Origin of the sequence: Kordia sp. SMS9, assembly GCF_003352465.1 — a bacterium.
Classification (GTDB): domain Bacteria; phylum Bacteroidota; class Bacteroidia; order Flavobacteriales; family Flavobacteriaceae; genus Kordia.
In genome coordinates, this window is record NZ_CP031153.1 from 3275436 (window position 1) to 3291235 (window position 15800).

The window sequence follows — 15800 nt, forward strand, 5'->3', positions numbered from 1 at the left end:
TTGATAAAATCATTAATTCATTCGTTTGCAGTGTGTCCAGATATGCAAAAAGAATATCCAAAAATAAGTTTTGGCAAAGGAGTATATCTGTATGATGAACAAGGAAAAAAATACCTAGATGCTTCCGCTGGTTCCTGTGCAGTTTCAAATATTGGACATGGACGCGAAGACATCAAACAAGTCATACAAGATCAACTAGACAAAGTAGCAGTTTTACCTACACATGCATTCAGCAATAGTACGGTAGAATCATACATGGAAAAATTAGCAAAATTTCCAATAGGAGGTTTTGCAAAAGCGTGGACTGCTATGAGCGGAACCGAAGCTGTAGAAAATGCCGTAAAACTGGCATTTCAATACCACAAAGTAAAAGGGAATACTACGCGATATAAAATAATTACAAGATCATTTTCATATCATGGAAACTCAATCTTTATGTTGGATATTGGCGGAATAGAATCGAGAAGAAAAATGTATAGCTCTTGGATGAAAAACTTTCCTCACATCTCTGCAGCATATTCATACAGGAAAGAAGCTTCCTTAACAGAAGAAGCGTATACAGATTTTCTAGTATCAGAATTTGAAACATGCATCCTAAAAGAAAACCCTAATACCATTACTGCTTTTGTAGCAGAACCTGTTGTTGGAGCAGCTTTAGGAGCAGCAGTTCCACCAAAAAATTACTTTAAAAAAATAAAAAATATCTGCGAAAAATATGATATCGTTTTTATTGCAGATGAAGTGCTATCTGGTTTTGGAAGAACTGGAAAAAACTTTGGATTTGAAAACTTTGACGTTGTCCCAGATATCTTGGCTTTAGGAAAAGGAATTAGCGGAGGATATTTTCCACTTTCAGCAGTCGTAGCTTCTGAAAAAATAGTGGCGCCTTTGGTAAAGGAAAATAGTGCGTTTTTGGGAGGACATACGTTTTCATGCAATCCACTAGGAGCAGCTGTAGGAAGTAAAGTCATAGACATATTTAAAGAAGAACAACTTTCTCAAAACAGTAATGAAATGGGAAAACTATTGCGAGCTGGCTTACAAAAACTTTCGCAAAAACATGAAATCATAGGAGATGTTAGAGGTCTTGGCTTACAATGTGGAATAGAACTCGTCAAAAATAGAAACACAAAAGAAGCATTTCCTGCGGCTTTAAATCTAAGTCGAAAAATTGGAGATATCTCTTTACAAAATGGAGTTGTCTTATATCCCGGAAAAGGTTCTGTTGATGGCGTTCAAGGCGATCACATTCTCATATCTCCACCATTGACAATCAATCAAAATCATGTGCATGAAATCCTAGCTTCCATTGAGTATAGTATTGAAAAAGCAATGGCAAATATTACAACAAAATAAAAAACATAGTAGCAATCAAACTACATACAACAAAAAATACATTTTTGAATGATTCATTTTTTAAATACAATAGCAGACGAAGGCATCTACATAAAATTTGTGGATAACAAACTCAAAATTCTAACTGAAAATGAAGGGATCAATGCGGAAACATTACAAGCTATAAAAGAAAAAAAGGAAGAATTAATTACCTATTTTCAAGAAAAAGAAAAAATTACTTCTAGTATTGAAAATAGTGCAGAAATTCCAGCAATTGCACACAAAGAAAATTACGAATTATCCTCTGCGCAAAGACGATTGTGGTATTTATGTCAGGTTGAAGAAACCTCTGTGTCGTACAACATGCCGTTTCAAATAAAATTGCATAAAAACTACAACATTGTAAATTTTAAAAAAGCAATCAAAGCCACTATAGCGCGACATGAAATATTGCGAACAATATTTAAACCAGATGGCAATGGAGTTATAAAGCAATGGATTATTCCTGCGGATGAATTCAACTTTGAAGTCAACTATGTAGATGTCAGAACTACGGTAGCAAAAGAAGAAATTATCCAAAAGTACATTCAAGAAGATACCAATACAACTTTCGATCTTAGTAAAGGGCCATTATTAACAGCCGCTTTATATCATGTAGATGAAAACGAATATGTTTTTTACTACAATATGCATCATATCATAAGTGATGGATGGTCGCTTAATGTGTTGGCAAATGATACGATTCAATTTTATGAAGCAATTGAAAACGGAAAAACTGCGGAATTACCAAAATTAAACATTCAATACAAAGACTACGCTGTATGGCAAAAAAACCAAGTGGAAAGCGAATCGTATAAAAACCATAAAGATTTTTGGTCAACAACTTTGCAAGGAACACTTCCCACATTAAACCTTCCTACCAATAAAAAACGTCCTAAACTAAAAACCACAAAAGGACGTACGTTTAGTGCTTACATTTCGCCATCAAATACTTCGTTATTAAAATCCTTTATTCAGGAACAAGGTGGAAGTATGTATATGAGTTTGTTGAGTATATGGAATATTTTATGCTATAAATATACAGGACAAAAAGATATCATTATTGGAACTCCAATAGCGGGAAGAGACCATGCAGATTTAGAACATCAAATAGGGTTTTATGTCAATACACTAGCCTTGCGAAATCAAGTAAACCCAAATGATACCTTTGCAGAAGCGTATCAAAAAATAAAACAAACAACGCTACAAGCATACAAACATCAAACCTATCCTTTTGATCTTTTGGTAGCCGATTTGAATCTAAAATATGATACAAGTCGCAGTGCATTATTTGATGTATTATTTGTATTTCAAAATGCCACAGAAAAGCTTATTGATACAACAAAAACAGCAGAAGACTCACATCAAATTGTAGAATTGGCACAAAATCAATCGAAATTCGATATCGAAATTGCATTCAGTGAAGTCAATGACTTTTTACAATTTACACTAACCTACAATACAGATGTATACAATGAATGGATGATTAAAAATTTAATGCAACACTTTCAACAACTAGTAGGCGCAGTATTGAAAAATCCATCACAAAAAATAATACATGTCGACTATCTTAATGAAGAGGAAAAACAGAAAATAGCACAGATTTCACAAGGAACAAAAGTTCCCCAATCAACAACCGAAACCGTAGTCAATATATTTAAAAAACAAGTTCAAAAAACGCCAAATGCTATTGCTTTACAGGCAGGAAACAATACTTATACCTACAAAGAATTAGCGCAATTATCAAGTCAGTTAGGTCATTATTTAAAAGAAACGTACGATGTAAAGTCAAATGATTTAATTGGAATCTTACAAGGGAGAAACGAATGGTTAATCATTGCTATTCTTGGAATCCTAAAATCTGGTGCTGCGTATGTGCCTATAAATCCTACGGAACCCAAAGAACGCCGCGATCATATAATTGAAGATAGTAACTGTAAACTTGTTATTGACGATCATATTATTGAAAACTTTCTCTCAAAAAAAGAACAATATCAAATTACATTTGAAGCAGCAAATATCACTCCTTCAAACACAGCGTATGTCATTTACACTTCGGGTTCCACAGGAAAGCCAAAAGGTGTCATTATTCAACACAAAGCATTGCTAAACTATATACAATGGAGCATTAAAACGTATAAATTTAGTACAAATGATACTGTTGGTAAATACCTAAACATCGCATTTGATGCTTCCGTTGAAGAAATTTATCCAAGCATACTTTCGGGAGCTACTTTGCATATACTACCAGAAGAAATCTTAGTCGATATGCCAAAGCTTCACCAATACATCAACAATACTGGCATTACAGTAATGGTATTGCCCGCGATGATTACGGAACGCTTTTTTGAAATAGAAAATACAACAGTACGCTTGTTGATTTCTGGTGGAGACAAGCTGAAAAACTTTAGCAAAAAACCATATCAAGTACACAATCATTACGGACCTACAGAAACTACTGTAACCTGTCTGTCTCATCATGTGACCGCAGAAGACGAAAACATACCCATAGGAAAACCAATTGACAATGTAGCTGTTTACATATTAGATGACATTCAAAACTTTGTGCCTACCGGAGTTGCAGGTGAAATACATGTGTCTGGTAACGGTTTGGCATTAGGATATTTACACCAACCAGAATTAACAAACAAAAAGTTTATTGTGAACCCTTTTGATGCGACTACAAAACTATACAAAACAGGAGATTTAGGAAGAAGACTGCCCAATGGAAATATAGAATACTTAGGAAGAATAGACAATCAAGTAAAAATTAGAGGGTATCGAATAGAGCTGAATGAAATTGAAAATGCATTACAAGCCTATGAAACCATCAAAGAAGCCACGGTTATAATAAAAACCATGGAAACCAACGAAAAAATAATAGTGGGTTACATTACTTCCGATACGCAACAAAACGGCGGCAATATAAAGAAATTCTTAAAAACGGTACTTCCTGAGTACATGATACCTACCTATTTTGTGCAATTGCCTGAAATGCTAATAAATGCTAATGGTAAAATAGACAAAAATGCACTGGCAAATAATGAAGATGAAAAACTTACAAACAATGATGTATACGTAAAACCTACGAATGAAAAAGAAATAAAAATCATCAATATCATTTCGCAAGTATTAGAACTTGATAAAAATACTATAGGAATACATGACAACTTCTTCGATTTAGGAGCAAACTCAATAAAACTGGTTGAAATACAAAACTTGATGAACAAAGAATTAAATACATCACTCAAGGCAGTAACGCTTTTCAGTTATCCAAATGTGTTTGAATTAGCACAGTACTTATCAAAAACGAATGCACAAGTACACACGGAAGAATTTGAAGATGAAGTTGATATCTCAGATGAATTAGATGAGATTCTTGATTTTATGGATGAATAAAAATATAAAGATGAAACTAAGAAAAAAAGACATCGCTATTGTTGGAATTTCAGGGAAATTTCCAAAATCAGAAAACATTCAACAATTCTGGAACAACATAGCAAACGGAGAAGAATTAATTCATTTTTATGAAAATGAAGCACTGGAAGATCTAGATTTGAATCAAGATCAAATTGAAGATGATACCTATATAAAAGCGACTTCATTTATAGAAGATTCTGGTAGTTTTGACTATGCTTTTTTTGGATATACCAAAGAAGAAGCTGCACTGATGGACCCGCAAATTAGGATACTTCATGAGCAAATTTGGACAGCTTTAGAAGACGCTGGATACAATCCGTTAACATATCTCAAAAAAATTGGACTCTACGTATCTGCTAGTGACAATATCAATTGGAGAGCTCATGTACTCATGAATCCAAGTGATAAAGTAAGTCCATTTTACACAGAACAAATATCCAACATCAAATTCAGCAGTACGCTAATTTCATATTGTTTAAACTTAAAAGGACCAAGTTACTATCTAGATACTGCATGTTCTAGTTCGTTAGTCAACATACACATTGCATGTAGAAACTTATTACTGAAAGAATGTGCCATGGCTGTTGCTGCAGGCGTAAGTATCAATACCACAACCGATATTGGCTATCAATACCAAGAAGGCATGATTTTATCCAAAGATGGTCATTGCAAAACTTTTGACAAAGATGCTTCCGGTACCATAAGTGGTGAAGGAGTTGGTGTGGTTGTATTAAAACGTATGGAAGATGCTGTAAATGATGGCGACCATATATACGGAATCATCAGAGGAACTGCTGTCAACAATGATGGAAAAAGAAAAGTTGGATACACAGCACCAAGTGCCACAGGTCAATTTGAATGTATAAAACTAGCACAAAGAGTTGCAGGCGTACAACCAAACGAAATTTCATACATAGAAGCACATGGAACAGCAACAAAACTGGGCGATCCCATTGAAATAGAAGCACTAAATAGAGCTTTTGAGCACACCCAAGAACATGCATGTGCCATCGGTTCGCTAAAATCAAATATAGGACATTTAGATGCCGCCGCAGGAATTGCTAGTTTCATCAAAACAGTACTCTCTTTAAAATATCGCAAAATACCGCCTTCATTACACTTTACAGAAGCAAATCCAGATATAGACTTCCTATCAGGACCTTTTCATGTAAACACAAAACTAAAAGATTGGGAAACTACCAATGGAGCATCTCGAATTGCCGGTGTCAGTAGTTTTGGAATTGGCGGAACCAATGTGCATGCAATACTAGAAGAAGCGCCTGCAAAACAGACATCGCAAAGTGCACAACAATATCACATACTTCCATATACGGCGAAAACAAAAACGTCATTGGAAAAGTATCAAGGAAAACTAAAGGACTTCATAAAAGAAACCGAAACAATAGCAATTGACGATGTAGCATTTACACTGCAAAACAAAATAAAAGATATGTCTTACAGAGACTATATCGTATGTAAAAATAGCGTAGATGCTTTACAACAATTAGACACCAAAAATGCGGCTGTTTCAAAAGCAAATGCACATACAAACATTGTATTTATGTTTCCAGGGCAAGGGAATCAGTATTTTGCTATGGGTAAGGAATTGTATCAAGAAAATAGCTTCTTTGCAACAATTCTGGACGAAGGTTTTGACATACTACACCAACTTACAGGTGAAAATCACAAAGAAATTCTTGGGTTTCATTCAAGCACAACAGCAGCTGCTCAACAAATTAACAATACACAATATACACAACCATTACTATTCTTATTTGAATATGCCTTAGCAAAACTACTAATGCAATATGGTGTGCAACCCAATACCTCTATTGGACACAGTTTAGGAGAATATGTTGCGGCGTGTATAAGCGGTGTGTTTTCTTTTGAAGATGGACTTAAAATGGTAACCGAACGCGCAAAATTAATGAGTCAGCTTGAAGAAGGTGACATGATTAGCATAAATGCTGATGTAAAAACCATTACACCGTTGCTACACGAAGCCTTATCAATTGCCGTCATCAATACAGAAAACTCCTGTGTAGTTTCTGGTGCTAAAGAAGACATCAATACTTTCAAAGAAGTACTGGCAGATAAAAACATACCATATATCCTGTTAAAAACATCTCATGCATTTCACTCGCAAATGATGGACGAAATGTTAGATGCATATCGTGATGTTTTAAAACAAATTCATTTCTCAGCACCAAATCATCCAATAATATCAAACCTTACAGGAAACATACTACTTGAAGAAGAAGCAACTTCCATAGAATACTGGATACAACATCTAAGAAAAACAGTAAACTTTGTAAAAGGAACCAATCTTTTATTACAAAATGAAAATACGTTATTTATTGAAATTGGTCCAGGTAAATCGTTAAAAAACTTCATAAAACAACATGCTAAATTCCAAAAAAATCATCACACGATTAACTTGGTTAGGCATGTAAAAGAAGTCAAAAATGATGTTGCATACTTTTTACAAGGAATAGGAAATATTTGGAAACATGGTGTTGAGGTACATTGGGAAAAGATGTATGCAGGTGAAAAACGTCAAAAAATTCCAGTACCCTTATACAGTTTTGATACAATGCAATTTCCTGTAAAAGTAGCGCCGTATCAACAATTGCAAGCATCAACTACAACTTCAATTGCAAAAACGGATATAAACAATTGGACTTACAAAGAAGGCTGGCAAGAGATTACAACAGACTTTTCAGAAAACACTTCAAAAAGTTTTAACATCTACTTTTTAGGAACCGATAAATTTTCAAACACTATCGAAGCTAAAGCCAACAAATCAGATGAAGCAATTATTGTAAAAGCTGGAAGTACATTTTCTAATCATGAAAATATGTACATCACCATCAATCCAAACAATGCTGAAGATTACCAACAATTAGCAACACTCATAGCAACTAAAACAACAAAAACATCTTTAACAATTACACATGCTTGGAACACAAATGAAAACGAAACAACCAAGGAAGTAATGCAACAAGGATATTTTTCATTATTACACCTTTCCAGAGCCATATTAAACAATGCCAACTTCACTACCATTCATATTGATTGTATCACAACAAATACGTTCAATGTACAAGGGAATGAAAAAATAATACCTGCAAAATCAACATCTTTAGCAGCCCTAAAAGTAATTCCAAAAGAATTTGAAAACAGTACGTACAGGTGTATTGAATTTGATGCAGCAACGACAGAAACCTCTTTTGTTCATGAAGTGTTACAAAGTAATCTTGAAAATGAATGCATCGCCATACGTGGCACAAAACTATGGGAACCTTTTTATACCTCATCAAAACTAGCAGAAACAACAAAAGATGAACGTGCATTAAAACACAAAGGAACCTACCTTATAACAGGAGGAAATGGCGGAATTGGAAAAGTAATTTCAAAACATTTAAGGGAAACTTATGATGCAAATATCCTATTAATCGTTCGAAAAACGCCGAATCCAACACTGCTGCAATGGATCAATAAAATGGGAGATGCAGTAACGTACATCATTGATGACTTATCGGACAAAGTAGCATTGCAACAAAAAATAACTCAAACCTTATCCACTTGGACTAAAAAATTAGACGGAGTATTTCATACGGCAGGAATTATGGATGCCGCAGGACTCATCAACAAAAGAACTCAAGAAGATTGCGAACGCATATTTGCACCAAAAATTACAGGGACAGAAAACATTTGTGATGCTGTAATAACACATACACCAAATTTTGTAATGCTATTCTCTTCATTAGCAGCAGTATTAGCGCCCTACGGACAAGTAGGTTATGTAGCAGCAAATGCGTTTCAAAACTCCTATGTAAAATCGAAATCAACAAATAAAACTCGATTTCTAAGTGTACTTTGGGATACTTGGAAAGAAACGGGAATGGCTGTAAACGCTGCAAAAATGTATCATACGGAAAGTGAAGCATTACAAGGACTTTCCAATGAAACAGGCTTAGAGATACTAACCAACATTCTAAATCAAAAAAGAGCAAAGGAAATCATTGTGTCTATGAGCGATTTTAATATGCTTATTGCAAAATTAAAAGAAGATACATTACACAAATACACCGCTCAAAATGAAATTGATGTTGAAGAAGAAAGTATAAAAGTTGAAAAACCCCAAACAAATACGCCGTATGTAGCACCAACCACAGAAACAGAAATAGCTATTAGCAATTTACTAGAATCATTCTTTGGGTTTGATAAAATAGGAATTCATGATGATTTCTTTGATTTAGGAGGCGATTCACTCAAAGCAATGGTATTAATAAAAAAAATAAAAGAAGAGTTTGACTATGAAATTATGCTCAATATCTTTTTTGAAAATCCTACCATTCACAAAATAGCTAAAGAAATAAGCCTAGCAAAAGACATCAACGCGTTGCGTGGAGATGCAAATGATAAAAACACAATAGTGATTTAAAAATAGCATGAAAGAATTAATAGAAAAACTCAAAGCGTTACACATAACATTAGCTGTTCAAGACAACAATCTTGTCATCGGAAATGTTGAAGGCGATTTTCCTCCAGATTTGTTATTAGAATTAAAAAATAACAAACAAGCATTGATTGACTATTTGAATAGATCTGTAACAAAAGAAACAACTCAAACAGGAATTCAAAAAATTGCGGAAGCTGAAAACTATCCCATATCGCCAGCGCAGTATCGCTTGTGGATTTTAAGTCAGTTTGAAGAAGTATCTATCGCATACAACATGCCAGCCGACATACCTTTAGACGGAGATTATGATTTGGAATGCTTCAAAAAAGCACTAAACGCAGTCATAGAACGTCATGAAATATTACGTACCGTTTTTAAACAAGACGATTCAGGAACAGTACAACAAAAGGTACTTAGCACAGCAGCTTTAGACTTTACAATTACACACAAAGATTTTAGTACAGCAGTCAACAAGCAACAACTGGCTAATGATTACATCAGTTCAGATACATACAAAGCATTCAATTTAGAAAAAGGGCCTTTGTTACGCGCAAGTTTGATAAAAATGTCTGAAACGCACACTATTTTCTATTACAACATACATCACATTATCTCCGATGGTTGGTCTATGAATGTATTGGCTAAAGATGTATTTGCATACTACAAAGCTTTCAAAAATGGGGAACAGCCTGTATTGACACCATTACACATACAATATAAAGATTATGCAGCTTGGGAAATAGAGAGAGTACAGACAAAGCAGTACCAACAAGACAAAACTTTTTGGCATCAAGAATTTGCAAAAAAAACAGGAAACATAAACCTGCCAACACGTAAAAAACGACCGCTGCTAAAAACCAATAACGGACACGCCATTTCTACCTTTGTTACGCTAGAAGAAGTAAAACAACTTACTGCTTTTCAGCAAAAAAAGGGAGGAAGCCTATTCATGTATTTGATGGCTGCCTTTAAAACACTATGTTATAAATACACAGGAGAAACAGATATAACTATCGGAACACCTGTATTGGGACGTGAAGAAGACAGTTTAATGGATCAAATTGGGTGTTATGTAAATACACTTGCGTTAAGAAGTTCGTTAAAAAAAGAAAGCTCTTTTGCGACTTTTTACCAACAACTAAAAGAAAAACTAGTTCTTGCTTATGAGCATCAATCCTATCCTTTTGATGCGCTAATTAAAGATTTAAAACTCACCAAAGATATTAGTAGAAACCCTTTATTTGACATCATCATTGTGTTCAATGAAGACAAAAATGATTTAAAAGGCATCACTCCATATCCAAACCATATAGGAGATACTGTATATAATAATGGAAAACGACCTGTCAAATTTGATATTGATATTACGCTAAACAATACAATTGCAGGTTTAGAAATTGAACTCGTATTCAACACAGATGTATATGAATATTCAGCAATGGAAGCCTTTCTAAAACATTACAAAAAATTGCTTTTAGAGCTTGTTCATAATGCTGACACCGCCGTAGAAAAATTAGAAATTGTCACTGCTGTTGAAAAAACAAAAATAGTAGCTTCTCCTACGGAAACATCAGGATTTGCAAACGATACAAACATTGTAAAGATGTTTGAAACTGCGGCAAAAAACAATCCAAACAATATTGCGGTAAGTTATGGAACACATTCGCTTACATATCAAGAACTAGACAATGCATCAAATCAATTTGCAAACTACTTACAACAAGAACACGCTATAAAAAATGGCGATTTAGTTGCTGTAAGTCTAGATCGTACAGAATGGTTGCTTGTTACAATTCTAGGAATTCTAAAAACAGGAAGTGCGTATGTTCCTGTTGATCCTGAATATCCTCAAAGCAGAATTGCCTACATAGAAGAAGATTCAGCATGTAAAATAACAATTAACGAAGAAACGCTACAAGATTTTCAAAACAACCAAAATACCTATACAACAGCTGCAATAAATACGAAAATTGTACCAAGTCAGGTTGCGTATGTAATTTATACATCTGGTTCAACAGGAAAGCCAAAAGGTGTTGCTGTTGCACATAAAAATGTATTAAGTCTGCTATTTCCAGACAAAAACCTTTTTGACTTTAACAATCAAGATGTTTGGATGCTATTTCATTCCTACAGTTTCGATTTTTCAGTTTGGGAAATATTTGGAGCCTTACTATACGGAGGAAAACTGGTTGTACTAAAAGCAAGTGAAGCCAAAGATCCATTCAGGTGTTGGGAAATTATCACGAATCAAAAAGTAAGCATACTCAACCAAACACCATCTTCATTCTATTCGCTTTCAGAAGTTTTCAATGTAACAAGCAAAAGTCACCAATTACGCTATGTAATTTTTGGAGGAGAAGCGTTGCATCCTGAAAAACTTAAAAAATGGTATCAAAAAAATAAAAAAACGCAGCTTATAAACATGTACGGAATTACAGAAACGACAGTGCATGTAACCTACAAAAAAATAGAAGCAAACGATATAGAAAGCGAAGAAAGTAGACTTGGTTGGTTTCTGCCTACACTACACGGATATGTGTTGGATGAAAACAAAAACCTATTGCCAAACGGAATTCCGGGAGAATTATATGTAGCTGGTCATGGAGTTTCACTCGGATATCTCAATAATGAAACGCTTACGCGAGAACGATTCATAGAAAATCCTCATAAAAAAGGAGAAACCATATACAAAACAGGAGATCGTGTAAAATTTTCACTCGATAATGATGAAATTATATACTTAGGAAGAGTTGATGAACAAGTAAAAATAAGAGGTTTTCGTATAGAACTTGGCGAAATAGAAAGCGTACTTTCCAGACATGATGCTATAAAAAATGTAGTCGTCATCGCCAAAGAAATCAATAACGAAAAGCAATTAGTTACCTATGTAGTATGTCATAAGAACATAACAACATCAGAACTTCGAAAATTTATTGCGAAATTTTTGCCAAGTCACATGATTCCTTCACACTACTATAGTTTGGATGAAATCCCCGTAACTTCTAATGGAAAACTGGACAAAAATGCATTGGATGAAAATCAATTAAAAGCATTAGAAACTGGCATAGAAAAAATTGCCCCAAGAAATGCACAAGAAACTAAACTTGTTCAAATTTGGGAAGAAATTTTAGATAAAAATAATATTGGAATAGCAGACAATTTCTTCCTTCAAGGCGGCGATTCTATCAAACTAATTCGCTTGTTAAGTACGATCAACAAAGAATTTAAAAGCAACTTAAAAGCATCAGATTTATATGCAAATAGTACCATTGAGTTATTAGTTGAATGCTTGCAAAAACATGAAAATGAGCAGGAAGAATCAGATAACTTAGAAGCTGTTCAGCAGGAAATCAAAACGATCAAAGAAACTATTCTGTCAAAAAATGCAGTATCAGAATCCGTGGAAGACATCTATCCAATGAGCGATATTCAAAAAGGGATGATCTATGCTTCAATAGTAAACAAAGACTTAGGTGTATATCACGATCAGTTTTTATATCCTTTTACCACGGAAAACTTTGATAAAAATATATTTGAAAAAGCACTAAGGCTCATTACCAACAAACACAGTATTTTTAGAACTACGTTCAATTTAGAAAGTCATGAAGAAGATGTGCAAATTGTACTCAAAAAGCATCCGTTATCAATTCAATATGTACAACTCAAAGAAAACACTACAGAAGAAAATCAGGCATACATAACCTCGTATTTAGAACAGCAACGCGCCATCCATTTTGAGTTACAAGCTCCTTTGTGGCGAATGACAATGTTTCAAATAAATGCAGTAGATAACATTCTGTTTTTTGAATTTCATCACGCTATTTTAGATGGTTGGAGTGTTGCTTCGTTCATTCAAGAATTAACCATGACCTATGATAAACTGCTTCAAAACGAACACTATGTTCCTAAAAAATTAGCAGTGACCTACAAAGCAATGGTTATGGATGAATGGTGCCAAAAACGTTCAAAAAACAATCAAATATTCTGGCAATCGGAATTAAACGGCTACGAAAAACTAGACCTCTTTAAAAAGCAAGATACCTACAAAACGGACAGTCGTTATCTCGATGCAAATTTCACAAAACAAATACAACAATTTGCAGTAACACAACAAGTTCCACTAAAAGCCGTGATGCTTGGCGCATTTACATACTTACTCAGATTTTTAATCTATGAAAATGATGTTACCATTGGTTTAGTTGGAAACAACAGACCTATTGTGGAAGATGGCGATAAAATTTTAGGATGTTTCCTAAACACCTTACCGTTTAGGTATGTGTTTGATAATGAGCATGAAACGGTAACGGACTTCATCAAAGAAATTCAAGCTAAAAGTATAGCGCGAAGAAATGCAGAAAAAGTGACACTTGTCGATTTGGCAAAACGAATGGGAGAATCTTCAAAAAATGAAAACCCTTTCTTTGATGTCACATTTAATTATACGGATTTTCATATCATTCATGAAGCCGTAGTACAGAATGATTCTCAAACAATTGCAAACTATTCAAAAGCCTTAGAAAGTTATGAACGCACCAATACATTCTTAGATCTTACCATAGATGCAAAATCTTCCAATAGCATGAGTCTATTATTGTGTGTAAGTCGCGAATTAAAAGCTGATTTGCAAGTAACACAATTGATGGATTATTACGAAACCATTTTAAGGTTTATGGTAACGCATCCGACTTCAAAACTAACAGCAATAGAACTTTTAAATACCAAAGCACAAAATCAACTATTGCATGATTTTAATAACACCAAAAAACAATACAATGTTCAAGGTACAGTAGTAAACATCTTTGACAAACAGGTGCGAAAAACTCCAAACGCGACAGCTGTTGTGTTTGAAAATCAATCGTTTACATATCAGGAATTGGACAAGCTATCCAATCAATTTGCAAAATATCTTCAACAAGAATACACTGTAAACGCAAAAGATTTAATTGCAATTCAATTAGAAAATAGTGCGTGGATACCAGTTTGTATACTAGGAATTTTAAAAAGTGCTGCGGCATATTTACCTATTGATCCAAACTATCCGAAAGAACGAATAGAGTACATAAAACATGATAGTAATTGTGTGTTAAATATAACCGCAAGCGTGCTAGAAAAATTTATCAAACGCAAAGAAAATATTTCAGACTCATACAAACAAACTGCAATTAGTGAATCGCAATTAGCGTATGTAATCTACACTTCGGGTTCTACAGGAAAACCAAAAGGTGTGATGATAGAACACAAATCGTTGAAAAATTATGTGTGTTGGGCGGCTGAAACGTATATAAACAATGAAAGCGAGCAACAAGATTTTGGACTTTTTACGTCTATTGCTTTCGATTTATCGATCACAAGTATTTTCTTGCCACTAACTACAGGAAACAGATTGGTGATATTCTCTTCGGAAAAAGATACTTCAGAAGTTTTACAAAATTTCCTTGCGGCAGATATTCCAAATATGAAAATCACGCCAGCTTTTATTGATCTATTTATTGAAATATACGTGGAAGCATCCATCAAAAAAACGGCGATTGTTGGAGGAGATATTTTGCAGGAAAGTCATATTGCAGCACTTCAAAAACTCAATCCACAGATAAACATATTCAACGAATATGGACCTACAGAAACAACTGTGGGAAGCAGTTGTTATCAAATTACGCCAAACTCATCGAAAATTTTGGTAGGGAAACCAATAGCAAATACAACGATTTACATCCTAAATAAAAATCGGCAACTCGTCCCTAAAGGAGTTATTGGCGAACTCTATATAGGCGGAAAAGGCGTTTCTAGAGGCTATTACAAAAGAGAAACGTTGACAAAAGAACGGTTTATACAAAATCCATTTGTAGCTGGAGAAACACTCTTTAAAACTGGCGATTTAGGACAATGGACAGCGGATGGAAATATCAATCTCATCGGAAGAATAGATAACCAAGTAAAAGTAAAAGGCTATCGTATAGAACTTGGCGAAATAGAACAATGTTTACTTGCTAAAGAAGGAATCAAAGAAGCTGTGGTATTGACCAAAACTTCAAATGATACTACAAGTCTCATTGCATTTTATGTTGCTGAAGAAAAACAAGATTTAGCGGAATTACGAACATTTTTACAAGCCCAATTGCCTGTGTACATGATTCCAAATTTATTCTTTGCATTAGAAAAACTTCCGCTAACAACCAACGGAAAAATAGCCAAAGAACAACTCTTACAACTAGAAGATGGTGTAATGACCTCCGAAATAGAATATGTGGCACCTTCCAACGAAATAGAGCAGGAATTGGCTAACATTTGGGGAAGCGTACTGCATGTGGAGGTTGCAAAAATTAGTGTGCATGACAACTTCTTTCATCTAGGCGGCGATAGTTTAAAAGCAACCAAAGTTATTTTACTCATCAACGCACAGTACAATATAAATATCAACTTAAAAGACTTGTTTCATGATCCAAGTATTAAAAATATTGCGGAAATCATTGAAACATTACAATTACTAAAAACAGCCCAAAATGAATCGTCATATCAAGATGATGAATTAATTTTTTAAAAA

4 protein-coding genes are annotated in these 15800 nt (G+C 34.2%); all 4 read left to right on the top strand.

Annotation, left to right across the window (positions count from 1 at the left end; genetic code table 11):
- From KORDIASMS9_RS14205 to KORDIASMS9_RS14220, 4 genes are read left to right on the top strand one after another with little or no spacing between them, the layout of a single operon-like run.
- Entirely contained in the window at nucleotides 1–1356 is a 1356-nt protein-coding gene (locus KORDIASMS9_RS14205; protein WP_114903474.1) for an aspartate aminotransferase family protein, read from the top strand.
- A gap of 48 nt (nucleotides 1357–1404) precedes the next feature.
- On the top strand, nucleotides 1405–4773 hold the full coding sequence (locus tag KORDIASMS9_RS14210; RefSeq protein WP_114903475.1) for a non-ribosomal peptide synthetase: 3369 nt from the start codon (nucleotides 1405–1407) through the stop codon (nucleotides 4771–4773).
- A 10-nt stretch (nucleotides 4774–4783) separates the two neighbouring features.
- Nucleotides 4784–9241, top strand: coding sequence for a type I polyketide synthase (locus KORDIASMS9_RS14215; RefSeq protein ID WP_162819966.1), 4458 nt, complete (start codon nucleotides 4784–4786; stop codon nucleotides 9239–9241).
- Nucleotides 9242–9248: 7 nt separating this feature from the next.
- The gene (locus KORDIASMS9_RS14220; protein ID WP_114903477.1) at nucleotides 9249–15797 is read left to right on the top strand and encodes a non-ribosomal peptide synthetase; all 6549 of its coding nucleotides are present in this window, start codon (nucleotides 9249–9251) and stop codon (nucleotides 15795–15797) included.
- The last annotated feature ends 3 nt before the right edge of the window (nucleotides 15798–15800 follow it).

Coding starts and splice junctions, on each gene's coding strand:
- KORDIASMS9_RS14210 (WP_114903475.1), top strand. CDS start 1,405: ATGATTCATTTTTTAAATACAATAGCAGACGAAGGCATCTACATAAAA.
- KORDIASMS9_RS14215 (WP_162819966.1), top strand. CDS start 4,784: ATGAAACTAAGAAAAAAAGACATCGCTATTGTTGGAATTTCAGGGAAA.
- KORDIASMS9_RS14220 (WP_114903477.1), top strand. CDS start 9,249: ATGAAAGAATTAATAGAAAAACTCAAAGCGTTACACATAACATTAGCT.